The sequence below is a fragment of the Cytobacillus sp. FSL R7-0680 genome, from assembly GCF_038009245.1.
GTDB classification, from domain to species: Bacteria; Bacillota; Bacilli; order Bacillales; family Cytobacillaceae; genus Cytobacillus; species Cytobacillus kochii.
In genome coordinates this window covers 2012840-2027186 of record NZ_JBBPAO010000001.1, presented here as the reverse complement: position 1 = coordinate 2027186, position 14347 = coordinate 2012840, and the positions used below count along the sequence as shown (strand labels likewise).

14 protein-coding genes are annotated in these 14347 nt (G+C 35.5%); 11 read left to right on the top strand and 3 right to left on the bottom strand.

The features are described from left to right. The first annotated feature begins 133 nt into the window (after positions 1-133). From MKY26_RS10085 to phoU, 10 genes are all read left to right on the top strand, one after another. Positions 134-1762 carry a Na/Pi cotransporter family protein gene (locus tag MKY26_RS10085; protein ID WP_180316948.1) on the top strand — a complete coding sequence of 543 codons (1629 nt, stop codon included), beginning with the start codon at positions 134-136 and terminating at the stop codon, positions 1760-1762. A 131-nt stretch (positions 1763-1893) separates the two neighbouring features. Then, complete coding sequence (locus tag MKY26_RS10080; RefSeq protein ID WP_095372554.1) at positions 1894-2376, top strand: DUF456 domain-containing protein; 483 nt, start codon at positions 1894-1896, stop codon at positions 2374-2376. Positions 2377-2486: 110 nt separating this feature from the next. Beyond that, the gene (locus MKY26_RS10075; protein WP_095372555.1) at positions 2487-3095 is read left to right on the top strand and encodes a superoxide dismutase; all 609 of its coding nucleotides are present in this window, start codon (positions 2487-2489) and stop codon (positions 3093-3095) included. Between the two features lie 241 nt (positions 3096-3336). After that, a complete protein-coding gene (locus tag MKY26_RS10070) occupies positions 3337-4542 on the top strand; it encodes an MFS transporter (RefSeq protein ID WP_095372556.1) in 1206 nt (401 codons plus the stop codon). A 159-nt stretch (positions 4543-4701) separates the two neighbouring features. Continuing rightward, positions 4702-6801: a peptidoglycan D,D-transpeptidase FtsI family protein gene (locus MKY26_RS10065; RefSeq protein WP_322909686.1), complete on the top strand. Its 2100-nt coding sequence runs from the start codon at positions 4702-4704 to the stop codon at positions 6799-6801. Between the two features lie 423 nt (positions 6802-7224). Beyond that, a complete protein-coding gene (locus MKY26_RS10060) occupies positions 7225-8199 on the top strand; it encodes a PstS family phosphate ABC transporter substrate-binding protein (RefSeq protein WP_095372557.1) in 975 nt (324 codons plus the stop codon). A 51-nt stretch (positions 8200-8250) separates the two neighbouring features. Further along, positions 8251-9201, top strand: coding sequence for a phosphate ABC transporter permease subunit PstC (gene pstC / locus MKY26_RS10055; protein ID WP_095372558.1), 951 nt, complete (start codon positions 8251-8253; stop codon positions 9199-9201). Position 9202: 1 nt separating this feature from the next. Continuing rightward, the gene (gene pstA / locus MKY26_RS10050; RefSeq protein ID WP_224935967.1) at positions 9203-10081 is read left to right on the top strand and encodes a phosphate ABC transporter permease PstA; all 879 of its coding nucleotides are present in this window, start codon (positions 9203-9205) and stop codon (positions 10079-10081) included. 25 nt (positions 10082-10106) lie between these two features. Continuing rightward, positions 10107-10922 carry a phosphate ABC transporter ATP-binding protein PstB gene (pstB, locus tag MKY26_RS10045; RefSeq protein WP_370873266.1) on the top strand — a complete coding sequence of 272 codons (816 nt, stop codon included), beginning with the start codon at positions 10107-10109 and terminating at the stop codon, positions 10920-10922. A gap of 23 nt (positions 10923-10945) precedes the next feature. Beyond that, positions 10946-11605: a phosphate signaling complex protein PhoU gene (phoU, locus tag MKY26_RS10040; RefSeq protein WP_341096542.1), complete on the top strand. Its 660-nt coding sequence runs from the start codon at positions 10946-10948 to the stop codon at positions 11603-11605. An 87-nt stretch (positions 11606-11692) separates the two neighbouring features. Here phoU and MKY26_RS10035 read toward each other — a convergent pair whose 3' ends face one another. After that, positions 11693-12463, bottom strand: a complete 771-nt coding sequence (locus MKY26_RS10035) for an SDR family NAD(P)-dependent oxidoreductase (RefSeq protein WP_307312890.1) — start codon at positions 12461-12463, stop codon at positions 11693-11695. 118 nt (positions 12464-12581) lie between these two features. Between MKY26_RS10035 and MKY26_RS10030 the strand changes: the two genes are divergently transcribed. Beyond that, on the top strand, positions 12582-13202 hold the full coding sequence (locus MKY26_RS10030) for a TetR/AcrR family transcriptional regulator (RefSeq protein ID WP_157733934.1): 621 nt from the start codon (positions 12582-12584) through the stop codon (positions 13200-13202). A gap of 212 nt (positions 13203-13414) precedes the next feature. Here the strand turns inward: MKY26_RS10030 and MKY26_RS10025 are convergent, their stop codons facing one another. Further along, a complete protein-coding gene (locus MKY26_RS10025; RefSeq protein ID WP_095372564.1) occupies positions 13415-13861 on the bottom strand; it encodes an endolytic transglycosylase MltG in 447 nt (148 codons plus the stop codon). Further along, positions 13858-14238: a hypothetical protein gene (locus MKY26_RS10020; RefSeq protein WP_095372565.1), complete on the bottom strand. Its 381-nt coding sequence runs from the start codon at positions 14236-14238 to the stop codon at positions 13858-13860. Before MKY26_RS10020 ends, MKY26_RS10025 begins: the two co-directional genes overlap by 4 nt. Positions 14239-14347: the final 109 nt, after the last annotated feature.

Below are 14347 nucleotides of genomic sequence, written 5' to 3'. Positions count from 1 at the left end.
TAATTGTAACATAAGGGAAAAATATTAAAGGTTTGTAAATTTAACCGTTACACTATTTACATTAATAGAGAAAGCTTTAATAATAGTGTGGGGTTTACATTAGTGTTGAAATACTTTCTAGGGGTTGAAAAGCTTGGAATTAGATATTCAAAAGATGATATTTGAGTTTGTCGGTGGATTAGGTATCTTCCTTCTCGGAATTAAAACGATGGGAGATGGTCTACAAAAGTCAGCTGGAGATCGTCTTAGAGATATTTTGGATAGATTCACCACAAATCCATTAATGGGTGTACTAGCAGGAATGTTAGTAACGATGCTTATTCAAAGTAGTTCTGCAACGACGGTGTTAACAGTAGGATTAGTTAGCGCTGGATTTATGAATCTACGTCAAGCGATAGGCGTAATTATGGGTGCGAATATTGGGACAACCTTTACAGCGTTTATAATTGGTCTAGATATTGGTGAATATGCGTTGCCAATCCTAGCGATTGGGGTATTATGCTTAGTCTTCTTTAAAAATAACCGTATGCAAAACATTGGGTCTATTATATTTGGTTTTGGGGCATTGTTTTATGGATTAGAGTTAATGGGCGGTGGTATGAAACCGTTAAGTAACTTACAAAGCTTTCATGACTTGACAGTTAGTATGAGTGAGATTCCAGTATTAGGTGTTCTTGTGGGAACTGTGCTTACAGTAATTGTGCAAAGCTCAAGTGCGACAATTGGAATATTGCAAGGCCTATTTTCTGAGGGGTTAATTAACTTAGATGCAGCTCTTCCAGTTTTATTTGGAGATAATATTGGTACAACGATAACTGCCGTATTAGCTTCACTTGGGGCTACAGTTGCAGCTAAACGAGCAGCGCTAGTTCACGTAACGTTTAATTTAATTGGAGCTACCATCTTTTTAATATTACTTCATCCTTTTACTTTATTGGTTGAAATGTTCCAAGCGAATCTTGGACTGAATCCAGAGCTGACAATTGCGTTCGCTCATGGAACATTTAATATTACTAACACGTTGATTCAACTGCCATTTGTGGCTGTTCTGGCCTATATTGTGACGAAGCTTATTCCGGGTGAAGATACAGTGATTGAGCAAAAAGCCAAACATTTAGATGCTGTTTTTATTCAGCAATCGCCATCAATTGCTCTTGGACAAGCAAAAGAAGAGGTACTTCGAATGGGTCAATTTGCTGTTGAAGGATTAAATGAGACACGATCATTTTTAATAGATGGTTCTCCTAAACATGGTGAAAAAGCTTATCAAATCGAAAGTGCGATAAACAATCTGGATAGACAAATTACAGATTATCTTATTCAGCTTTCTAGAAGTTCTTTATCTAATAGCGAATCGGCTGAACATACGGTTCTAATGGATACGATTAGAGATATTGAAAGAATGGGTGACCATTTCGAAAATATCGTTGAATTAATGGATTATAAGAAAGCCAATAAGGTAAGTATTACGGAATCCGCTATGAAAGATTTAGATGATATGTTCCAATTAACGATCTCTACGGTTTCTGAAGCATTAGAAGCGCTAGATCATAATGATAAAGAAGCAGCACAACATGTTGTACAAAAAGAAGATCAAATAGATAAAATGGAGCGTAAATTACGTAAACAACATATCATTCGCTTAAGTGAAGGAGTATGTTCTGGACAAGCAGGGATTGTATATGTGGATATCTTAAGTAATCTAGAACGAATCGGTGATCATGCAGTTAATATTGCAGAGGCTGTATTAGGCGAAGATTGAGTATTATAAAGAGGTAAGGGTTGGTTCCTTACCTCTTTTTTTAAAATCTTTCGATGGAAAAGATAACATTTTAATGTTTTAATTATGGCGAGACTATGAGAAGTTTTTGTTATGAATAGGAGGGAACGGTTATGGATATTTTAGCTTGGGCACTCATTATCATCTTATTTGTTATAGCTTTTATCGGATTGATTTATCCAATTATCCCGAGTGTACTTTTTATTGCCGCTGGCTTTATTGTTTATGGATTATTCTATTCCTTTGAACCTTTTGGTGTACTGTTTTGGTCCATTCAAATTTTATTTGTAATATTACTATTTGGTGCCGACTATATCTCTAATATGGTTGGTGTGAAAAAATATGGTGGGACAAAAGCTGGAATATGGGGAAGCACTATTGGAATACTAGTAGGTCCTTTTGTTATCCCGGTGGCAGGTATATTACTTGGACCAATAGTCGGGGCAATTATCGCAGAATTAATTGTACATCGTCGCCCATTTAAGGAAGCGGTCTTAGTTGGATTTGGGTCACTTGTAGGATTCATAAGTAGCATCATTACTAAAGGAATTGTTCAAGTAGTGATGATTATCTATTTCTTATTTGTTGTTCTATAAAAAAATTAATTTTTATGTTTGATTCTATGGCAAAGTGGTATAGAAAATATAAGAAGACATTTTAATGATGTCTGCATATGATTATATTTTTTAGTAGGAGGAATGTTTACATGGCTTATGAACTACCGAAATTACCGTATGCTTATGATGCTTTAGAACCACATATCGACAAGGAAACAATGAATATCCATCATACGAAACACCATAATACTTATGTAACTAACTTGAACAATGCAATTGAAGGAAAAAGTGCATACGCATCGAAAAGTGTAGAAGAATTAATTACCCATATAAATGATATTCCTGAAGATATCCGTACAGCTGTCAGGAATAATGGCGGTGGACATGCCAACCATTCTTTATTCTGGGAAGTTCTTTCACCAAATGGAGGGGGTACACCAACAGGCGATTTAGGAGATGCGATAGCTAGTAAATTTGGTAGCTTTGACGACTTCAAGGATGAATTTGCTAAAGCAGCTACTGGTCGCTTCGGATCGGGTTGGGCATGGTTAGTTGTTGATAATGGAGAATTAGCCATAACGAGCACACCTAATCAAGACTCGCCATTAATGGAAGGCAAAACACCCCTTCTTGGGCTAGATGTTTGGGAACATGCTTATTATTTAAACTATCAAAACAAACGTCCTGAATATATAAAAGCGTTTTGGAATGTTGTCAATTGGGACGAAGTAGGCAGAAGATATCAAGAAGCGAAGTAAAAGCCAAAATAAATCTATAATCTTAAAAAAAGCGCTATTCATTGAAATAGTGCTTTTTTACATTGCTGTCTAATAAATGTCACTCTTTCCTAATGTATGGGCTTCGATTGTCTAACCATAATTGTTCTTTGTAAGAAGACCAAGTGACATGAAATATTTTTTCAATGAGGATCTTCCTTTTCTTGCATAACTCCATCGTTTTTGAAGGAGACTATTTGTAGAATCGAAGGGGAGTTTTTTTATGAGTAAATTGCAGAGAGTGATTGGAAATATTGAGCCGACCAGAGACCTTGTTTTGTTGCTGCTAATTGGAGGATTATATTCCTTAAGTATTGCGTTATCCAATACTTTTGTGAATATTTTTTTGTGGAAGCAATCTGGTGAATACGTGGATTTAGGCTTATATAACCTCGCTGCTGTTGTTCTGCAACCTATTGCATTTATTATTGCGGGCAAATGGGCGAAAAAAGTAGATCGTGTCATTGTTCTAAGGTTAGGGGTTATATTTCTTGCCTTCTTTTATATTTCTGTGCTTCTTGTAGGGGATAAAGCGTCGTCATATCTCCTTTTATTAGGTTCTTTATTAGGTATAGGTTCTGGTTTTTATTGGCTTGCGTTTAATGTATTAACATTTGAAATAACCGATCCAGAAAATCGAGACTTTTTTAATGGTTTTCTCGGGTTACTTTCATCATTTGGTGGTATGATTGGTCCTATTTCTGCCGGTTTAATTATTTCAAAAATGAAGGCTTATACTGGTTATTCAGTCATATTTGGAATTTCATTAGCATTATTCGCGATTGCCGTATTTTTAAGCTTTTCTATTAAAAGGCGTCCAGCAAATGGAAAATATTTTTTTAAGCGGATTATAGAAGAACGAAAGTATAATAAGAATTGGAAGAGGATTACAAATGCTCATTTTTTCCAAGGGTTTCGTGAAGGTACATATGCGTTTGTCGTTTCTGTCTTTGTGTTTATAGCTACGGGGAGCGAATTAGCACTTGGTACATTCGGATTATTAAATTCAGGTATCGCATTAGTTTGTTATTATATTGCTTCAAGATGGATTAAGAAAGAGCATAGGAAAAGAGCAGTGTTAGCTGGAGGTGTGTTATTATTTCTGTCAATTTTCCTGTTAGTATTTCATATAACCTACGTTAATCTTTTGCTCTATGCGGCATTAATTGCAATCGCTTATCCTTTATTACTCGTTCCTTATTCTTCAATGACTTATGATGTAATAGGCACAGCCTGGAAAGCGGCAGAAATGAGAATTGAATATATTGTTGTAAGGGAATTATTCTTGAACATCGGTAGAATATTATCTTTGTTGTTCTTTATAGTGGGTGTAATCTATTTTGATGATCATGTGATCTTGCCGATATTGCTAGTAATATTAGGGATTGGGCATAGTATGATCTATTTCTTTATAAAGAATATCGAATGATGTGAAAAAAATATTCAAAATAACTATCATTTCCTTATAGTTATGAATAGAATTATTTTTGGTTTTCTTTTAAAATAAGTATATGTAATTAAGAGGGAAGTGTGGTTTTAGCAATTGAATAAAAAGAAAAAGAAGAATCGTGTGTCCTTTCGGTTGAACATGCTATTCTTAATTGTCTTTGTGTTGTTCTCTGTACTTATTTTTAGATTAGGGTTTGTTCAGATTGTCTACGGTGATGACTATAAGCGAGAAATAGAACGAACAGAAGAAATCACTGTAAATAACCCTGTACCTAGGGGAAAGATGTTTGATAGTACAGGAAAGATTATTGTCGATAATATCCCGCAGAATGCCATTACATATACAAATAATGGAGCTAGTCAAGAGGAAATGCTTGATACTGCTGAGAAATTAGCGGAACTAATTGAAAAAGATACAGAAAAAGTCACGGAACGAGATGAAAAAGATTATTGGATTATGATTAATCCTGATCGCGCGGATGAAAAGGTAACAGAGAAAGAAAAGGAAAATATTCGCGAGGACGAAGAAGCCGATTACGATAAAGATGTCTATCAATTAACATTAGATCGTATTACGGAAGAAGAATTGGATGAACTGACAGAAGACGACTTGGAAGTGCTTGCGATTTATCGAGAGTTCTCTAGTGGGTATGCCTTTACACCACAAGTTGTTAAAAATGATGAAGTAACTGCAAAGGAATTCGCCCTAGTAAGCGAAAATTTAGATTATCTTCCAGGGGTTGATACAACAACTGATTGGGACCGTTACTATGCTTTTGATAATACATTGAAATCTGTCCTTGGTTCTGTTTCTTCTTCTGAAGAAGGTATTCCGAAAGAAATGCTTGATTACTATTTAGCAAGAGATTATTCAAGAAATGACCGTGTAGGTAAAAGTTATCTTGAATATCAATACGAAGAAGTCCTCCATGGTCAAAAAGCCAAAGTGAAAAATGTCACTGATAAAGGTGGTACGATTCTAGAAACGGTTACAATTTCAGAAGGGCAGCGGGGGAAAGATTTAGTATTAAGTGTCGATATGGATTTACAATTAGCAACAGAAAAAATCATTGAAGAAGAGTTGCGTGCGGCTAAACAAACTGGAGGAACCAGTCTTTTAGATAGAGCCTATGTCGTGTTAATGGATCCGTATAGCGGCGAAATTTTAACAATGGCTGGTAGAAGGCTTGTGAAAGATGAGGAAACAGGCCGAACAAGAATGACGGATGATGCGTTAGGGAATATTACGACCACTTATAACGCCGGTTCCGTAGTCAAAGGGGCTACTATTCTTACGGGCTATAAGGAAGGTGTGATTCAACCTGGTACAGTAATTAATGACCAGCCATTAAAAATTGCTGGTACACCTGTAAAAAAATCATGGAAAACGTTCGGACCAATTAGTGATTTGTACGCATTAAGGGTTTCATCCAATGTGTATATGTTTGAAACAGCCATTCGAATTGGAGGCGGCACATATCGCTATAATAAATCATTGCCGTTAGATCCTAAAGGGTTTGATACAATCAGAGAATCGTTTGCTCAGTTTGGTTTAGGCGTTAGAACAGGGATTGATCTACCAAATGAACAAACAGGATTTAAAGGAATGAGTCAACTCCCTGGATTTATGTTGGACTTAGTGATTGGACAGTATGATACGTACTCTAATATGCAGCTCGTGCAATATGTATCCACGATTGCTAACGGCGGGAATAGAATGGAGCCTCATGTAGTAAAAGAAATTAGGGAGCCTTTATTAGAAAATGAAGAATTAGGCCCTATTGTAGAAGAAATATCGCCGAAAGTTCTTAATAAACTTGATATGGATGCTTCTTGGATTGAACGTGTAAAAGAGGGATTCCGTCAAGTTGCACAAGAACAACAAGGTACGGCACTATCCTTCTTTGGTGATAAAGAGTATGACCCTGCAGGTAAAACAGGAACAGCAGAGGCTTTCTATGATGGACCACTACGTAGTAATTATGATGAGCCACCTGAAGTAATGAATATCAGCTATGTTGGTTATGCACCTTCTGATAATCCAGAAGTGGCAATTGCTGTCATGGTCCCTTGGGCCTATGAAGGTGGAAGTGGCCATAAAGCAAACATGATTATTGCCGAACGCGTCATGGATGAATACTTTGAATTAAAAGAAGAACGTGCGAAAGAAGAAAGTAAGAAACCAGAAGATTTAACGAAGCAAGAAGTAATTGATGTTAACAAAGAAGAGGATGAATAAGCTTGTTTGTTTTGAAAAACACAAGCATAACAGATACTAATCAACAATCAAACTCGGATTCACCCTATTTTAAAGGGGGAATCCGAGTTATTTTTATGCTTTTCTTTTAGTTTTAGTTTATAACATCAGAAGTGAAAGAGGCAAAGAACGCTGACAATCCTACACAACTACCTCTATATTATCGTTCTTTTACTAAGGAGTGCCTCGACAATCCCCATGTTCATTACTTTGCTTTTACAGCATTGTTTGTTTGCAAGGTAATGCTCACTCCAAAAATGAGATATGATTTTCCCTAAATTTCACTTTACATTTCTTCACATTGGTTTACAGAATATTTACACGACATTTATTTCCTATTAACGTTTAGGTCTTATGATGGGTTTGTAGGACAAAACAACTGATTTTCTAGGGGGAATATTTCTAATGAAGAAACGATTCAAGTATGTGGCATCAACATTAATGATTGGTTCTGTTCTTGCTTTTACAACGGCATGTGGAGCAAATGGCGGTGCGAACAGTTCAAGTAATGGAGAGCAAACAACTAGTGAAGAAAATCAACAGTTACAAGGAGAAATCAAAATTGATGGCTCCTCTACAGTTTATCCTATTATGGAAGCTGTTGTTGAAGAATTCAGTATGGATCAGCCAGGCGTACAAGTGTCAGTCGCTTCTTCTGGAACAGGTGGAGGATTTAAACAGTTTATTGCAGGAACAACGGATATCAGTAACGCTTCGAGAGAAATTAAAGATGAAGAGAAAACCCAAATTGAAGAAGCAGGAATTGAGTATTCAGAATTAAAGCTAGCCAACGATGGATTATCAATCGTTGTAAATAAAGAGAATGATTGGGTCGATTCACTTACTATCGAAGAATTGAAAGAGTTATGGATCAATACGGGAGAAACAAAAAAATGGTCAGATATTAGACCAGAATGGCCAGATGAGGAAGTCAAATTTTATTCTCCAGGAACAGACTCTGGAACGTATGATTACTTTAATGAAATCATTCTGGAGGATGAGCCAATTGTAGAACAAGCGACACTGTCAGAAGATGACAACATCCTTGTTCAAGGTGTAGCAGGGGACGAAAATGCCATTGGATTCTTTGGATTTGCTTATTATGTTGAGAATCAAGATAAGCTAAAAGTTGTTCCAATCGATGGTGGGAATGGTCCGGTAGAGCCGACTCATGACACGGTTGAATCAGGGGAGTATGCACCATTATCACGTCCTTTATATATCTACGTGAAAAATGATTCCCTAAAGAATGAAGAAACATATGAATTCGTTAAGTTCACATTAGAAAATGCGGGGGCACTTTCAGAAGATGTCGGTTATGTGAAATTAAAAGATGAAGAATATGAAACAGGGTTATCAACAATTGAAGATTTAAAATAAGTGTTTGAATGATGAAGAGAGATCATCATCGTAATGAAGGGGGGATCAACTATGAATATACAACAAGAAGAAAAAGCGTTTTCTGTGCAAGAACTTATACAACAAAAAAAATCTAAAAGTAAAAATAAACTGAAGTCAGAAAAGATTGTTCCAGTTATCTTATTATTAACCGCGATTGTGTCAGTATTAACGACGATTGGGATCGTTGTAACATTATTTGTGGAAACGACGACTTTTTTCAGTCACGTAAGTATCAAAGAATTTTTTACCGCACAAAAGTGGTATCCATTTTCTGAAACACAAGGCTCATATGGAATCCTACCGCTTATTTCAGGAACGTTAAAAGTTGCTCTTATAGCTGCAGTTGTGGCAGTCCCGATTGGTCTCGCTGTAGCTATTTTCTTGAGTGAGTATGCGAGTGACCGAACAAGGAGAGTTATTAAACCTATTTTAGAAGTATTAGCAGGCGTACCTACTATCGTTTATGGGTTTTTTGCTCTCACTTTTGTGACACCAGTGCTTAGAGAAATGATTCCATCTCTGCAAATATTCAATGCGCTTAGCCCAGGGATTGTTATCGGGATTATGATTACACCGATGATTGCCTCATTATCAGAAGATGCCATGTCGTCTGTACCTAAAGTGATGAAAGAAGGGGCTTATGCATTAGGGGCAACAAAACTTGAAGTGGCCATTAAAATTGTTATACCTGCCGCTGTTTCAGGTATTGTTGCTTCTATTGTATTAGCAATTTCAAGAGCAATAGGTGAAACAATGATTGTCGCTGTTGCAGGAGGCTCCACGCCTAACTTAAGCTTTGACGTGACAAGTAGTATTCAAACAATGACGGCTTATATTGTCCAAGTCAGTCAGGGAGATGCTGGATATGGTACGACCATCTATTATAGTATCTACGCAGTTGGATTTACATTGTTTATTTTCACATTGTTCATGAATATGCTCGCCCAATTCATCTCCAAGCGCTTTAGGGAGGAATACTAGTATGAAATTAATTAATCATGATCAAGTACTAAAGAAAATGTCACCACGAAAATGGAAAAATTCCGTTTTTAAAGGTTTGTTCATGTTGGCGACTGCGTTTGCATTAGTGGTTCTTGCGATATTATTGTATCGCATTATCACTCAAGGAATTGGTTATTTAGACTGGCAGTTCTTGCAATCTTTACCTTCACGTGATCCAGAACAAGCGGGTATTAAAACAGCTTTAATAGGGACCATTTGGTTAATGGGTGTTGTTGCCCCTGTGACGCTTATACTTGGTGTAGGAACAGCCATTTACTTAGAGGAGTATGCGAGTAAAAATAAGTTTACCTCACTGATTCAGATTAATATATCTAACTTAGCAGGTGTCCCGTCGATTGTTTTTGGATTATTAGGATTAACGGTTTTTGTGAGAGCATTAACTTTAGGAACAAGTGTATTGGCCGCAGGCTTAACGATGAGTTTACTCGTATTACCAATCATAATCGTCGCGTCTCAAGAGGCGATTCGAAGTGTACCGATGGAATTAAGAGAAGCGTCATTTGGAATGGGAGCTAATAAATGGCAAACAATTGTAAGGGTGGTTATGCCGGCTGCATTACCTGGCATATTAACAGGAGCAATTTTAGCTCTCTCTAGAGCAATCGGGGAAACGGCACCATTAGTAGTGCTTGGTTTACCACTTTTCTTAGCGTTTTTACCTCAATCTGTTTTCGATATGTTTACTGTCTTACCAATGCAAATCTATAACTGGACGAGTAGACCGCAAGAAGAGTTTCATGCCGTTGCAGCGGGGGGCATTATTGTATTACTAGTAATGTTAATTGTGATGAATTCTATTGCTGTGTTGATCAGAAATAAATTCCAAAAAAGGTATTAAACGAGGAGTGGAGAATATGAGTACATTGGTTGCACCCAAAAAAGAAGCCGCCGATTCACTTGACAACTATAAAAATCTTAATGATAACAATAAAGTTTATCAAACAAAAGAATTAAATTTATGGTATGGAAGTAATCATGCATTAAAACAAATCAATTTAGATATTTATGAAAATGAAGTAACTGCGATTATCGGTCCATCAGGATGTGGTAAATCGACTTATATTAAAGCGTTGAACCGAATGATTGAAATGGTACCATCAGTAAAAACATCAGGAGAAATTCAATATCGTGGACGTAATATTTTTGATAAACGTTATGGTGTTGAAGAATTAAGAACAAAAGTGGGTATGGTGTTCCAAAAGCCGAATCCTTTTCCTAAATCTATCTATGAAAATGTTGTTTATGGTCCGAGAATTCATGGTATAAGAGATAAGAAAGTCCTGAATCAAATTGTTGAAAAAAGTTTAAAAGGGGCAGCGCTTTGGGATGAGGTAAAAGATAGATTGCAGGATAACGCTTATGGTTTATCAGGTGGTCAACAGCAAAGACTATGTATTGCAAGATGTTTGGCGATAGAACCAGATGTTATTCTCATGGATGAACCTACCTCAGCATTAGATCCGATTTCAACACTAAAGGTAGAAGAGCTTGTACAGGTATTAAAAAAAGAATATAGTATCATTATAGTGACTCATAATATGCAACAAGCAGCTAGGATATCTGACCGAACGGCCTTTTTCTTAAACGGTGAAGTAGTAGAATTTGCAGAAACAGATAAAATTTTTTCTAATCCAACTGATAAGAGAACGGAAGATTATATTACCGGCAGGTTCGGCTAATTAAGTAAAGGAGACTGATTATATTGCCAGTAAGAGAGAAGTTTGATGAAGAATTAGCAGTATTAAGAGAAAAATTATTAGATTTAGGTCATTTTGCTGAAAATGCTCTTTCTTTATCGATTCAGGCACTTGAGAATCATGATATAGAATTAGCTTTAGAGATCATGGAAAATGACACAAAAGCAAACATTTTGTACGAAGAAATTAATGATTATGCCATTTTATTAATAGCGAAACAGCAGCCAGTAGCTATTGACTTGCGAAGAATTATTGTCGCAATAAAGATAGCAACGGATATTGAGAGAATAGCTGATTTTGCTGTGAATATTGCTAAATCAACGATTAGAATTGGGAAAGAAGACCATGTGAAACCAATTGTTCATATTAAACAAATGCATGCGATTTGCTTAACAATGTTAAACGATTCATTAACTGCTTTCAATGAAGAAGATCTTAAAAAAGCAAAAGCCGTTGCTGACATGGATGATGAAGTGGATGATTTATATGGGCAAACGATTGTTGATTTACTGAGAATAAGTGGGGAACAATCTGAGCGAATTCCGCAAATTACTCAATTATCTTTTGTTTGTAGATATTTAGAACGTGCAGCAGATCATGTCACAAACATTTCTGAGCATATCTTCTATTTAGTGAAAGGTAAGCAATTTGATTTGAATGATTGATAAAAGTAACGAACCTCTTTCATCATAGAGGTTCGTTCTTTTATTTATATGAAATGAATGTGAGTCTTATTTATTTGATTAAAAAAATTAGTTACTGATCCAACCACCGTCAACGACCAATTCTATTCCATTAACAAATTTAGATTCGTCTGAAGCAAGGTATAAGTATGCATTTGCAATATCCAATGACTCTCCAGCATAAGGAGGTAATGGAGCTAAACCTTTATAATTCTCTCCCATTTCTTCTTGTGTTTTAATTCCAGCTTTCTCAACCATACCTGTAAAGATTGCACCAGGATGCACGGAATTCACTCGGATGTTATCTTTTCCAAACCACTGAGCACCATGTTTAGTAAGTGCTCTAACTGCGCCTTTTGATGCACTGTACGCTGCACCTTGTGCATCAGCGACACCACCCACAATTGCTGCAATGGAAGATGTATTAATAATTGACCCTTTGCCATTCTGTTGCATATAAGGTATAACGGATTTCATTCCAAGCCATACACCCGTTGTATTAATGGCCATCACTTTATTCCAATCATCTAATTCTGCTTCTAAAATTCCTTTTGCCATATGAATTCCTGCATTATTGACTAAAATATCAATTTTACCGTATTTTTCTATTGTCGTTTGAACGACATTTAACCATGATTCTTGGCTTGAAACATCTAATTTTAAGGCAATGGCTTCTCCACCATTATCAATAATCTCTGCAACTTTCACTTTTAAAGCATCTTCAACTATATCAGTTGCTACAACCTGAGCACCTTCTTTTGCGAAAATTTGTGCACCTGCCAAGCCCATTCCGCTAGCAGCACCAGTGATAATAGCCACTTTTCCAGTTAATCTACCCATATAAAAGACCCCTTTAAATAATTATAGAATATAGCTTTTAAACATTGTTGTAATCGATTACAATACCACTATAATTATTTTTGTTTTCTTTAACAACCAACAAAAAAGTATTTATTTGTTGGGGTTACACGGAGAGGTGGCTAAGTTAATGAGTAAAAATCTAATGACTGAACAAAGAATTAAAGATGCTCTGGTTACATTATTACTACTAAAACCATTTCATAAAATTACAATAACTGACTTAACGACTACTGCAAATATTAATCGCAGCACATATTATTACCATTACTATAGGAAAGAAGAAGTTCTAAAAGAAGTGATGGACGAAGCAATTAGGGACTTAATCTACAAGATGGAAAATAGTACTGCAAATCAACGAGATTATGAAATTGACCAAAGTGTTTTACCTTCTACAAAAGAATTATTTAACCATATATTTAAATATAGACATTATTATAAGTCACTATTACAAAGTGATGTTTCTTATACATTTGAAAATAAGTTTATAAAAGCACTTAAGCAATATGTTCATAATATTCAAATAGACTTTGGAGGAAATGATAAGTTTGTGATAGATCACCAATTATATACAAATTACCAGGCATATACAGTTTTAGGGCTTATTAAGCATTGGATTGATACAGAGTTTGAAGAATCGCCCATTTATTTATCTGAACAACTAACATCTTTATTGCATGTAAAGGTAAATTCTGTATCATTTACTAGCAAAGTGAAATAAAGAAGTAGGAACTTTTTGTGATAAGCATACTCTTTTATTTATTAGATCAAGCGGGGGAATTAAGTGTCAATTTCTAAGTGGACTGATGTAAACAAAGTTCGGTAATCGTAACTATATTCTTCGGTAATTTAATAATAAAAAGGCTGTAATTAACTCTATTTTAAGAGTGTAATTGCAGCCAAGTAAGATCCATTGAGATAGAGATTCGTTTTTTATGATTTGCTAAATAAATCAGCAAGCTCTTTATAAGACTGTTGATTATTCACTTGATATGTACCAACACGTAGCTTCTGACTATAATTGAATTCTTTTAAAAAGCTAGTAAAGTCCTCACTATATTCGATGATGCCTGCCTCTTCAAGTTGCTGCGCAATCTCTTGTGGAAGCATACCGCTTTCGATTTTAATTTCTGTTGTAATGGTAGTTTCTTCTTTAGGTACTTCTTCCTGTTGTTTATCAAGTTCTAATTTTTCTTCAATGAGTTTATCGATCTCATCATCCGTCAAAACATGAAAACCTTGTTCTTTTACATAAGCTTGAGCCGCTGTCTCATCAATCATTTGCTTGTTCTCGTCATTCATAAGCATATAACCAATGAGAAGAATTAGGGTTGTACAAAAAACACCAGCTGAAAAGCCTCTTAAAACATATTTTTTCATACTTTTTCACCTTTAAGTTGACTAGCTGTGATAATGGCCAATACTTCATCTTCTAATAAAGAAGATTGCTTAGCGATTTGCTCTGTGGAAAGTCCCTGCTTATGAAGTAAAAGTACTTGATTTTTTATAATATCATGAACTTCCTTCTTCTTAGGTCTAGATAACCCAGTGTCATTCGGAAGTTTGATTTCGTCTATCAGTAATTCTTCTTCTAACAGCTTTAATTTTTTCTTTATTTGATACGTTTCTTTTACATGTTGAATAGATAGTTGGTCAATCTCATCCTTTAAGGAACGGTAAGGATCTTTAAGAAAAAAGGATAAAATAAATAGCAGAAAAGCGATAACTAATAAAACAGCAAATATATATATAATCATTCTCACCTCAAAGCTTTATTATCAAAGTTATTCTACCATAAATATCGACAAGTCGTGCTAACTTTGAAGAATCTCCTATAGAATTTGTCGAGTAAGATATCATAGTTTC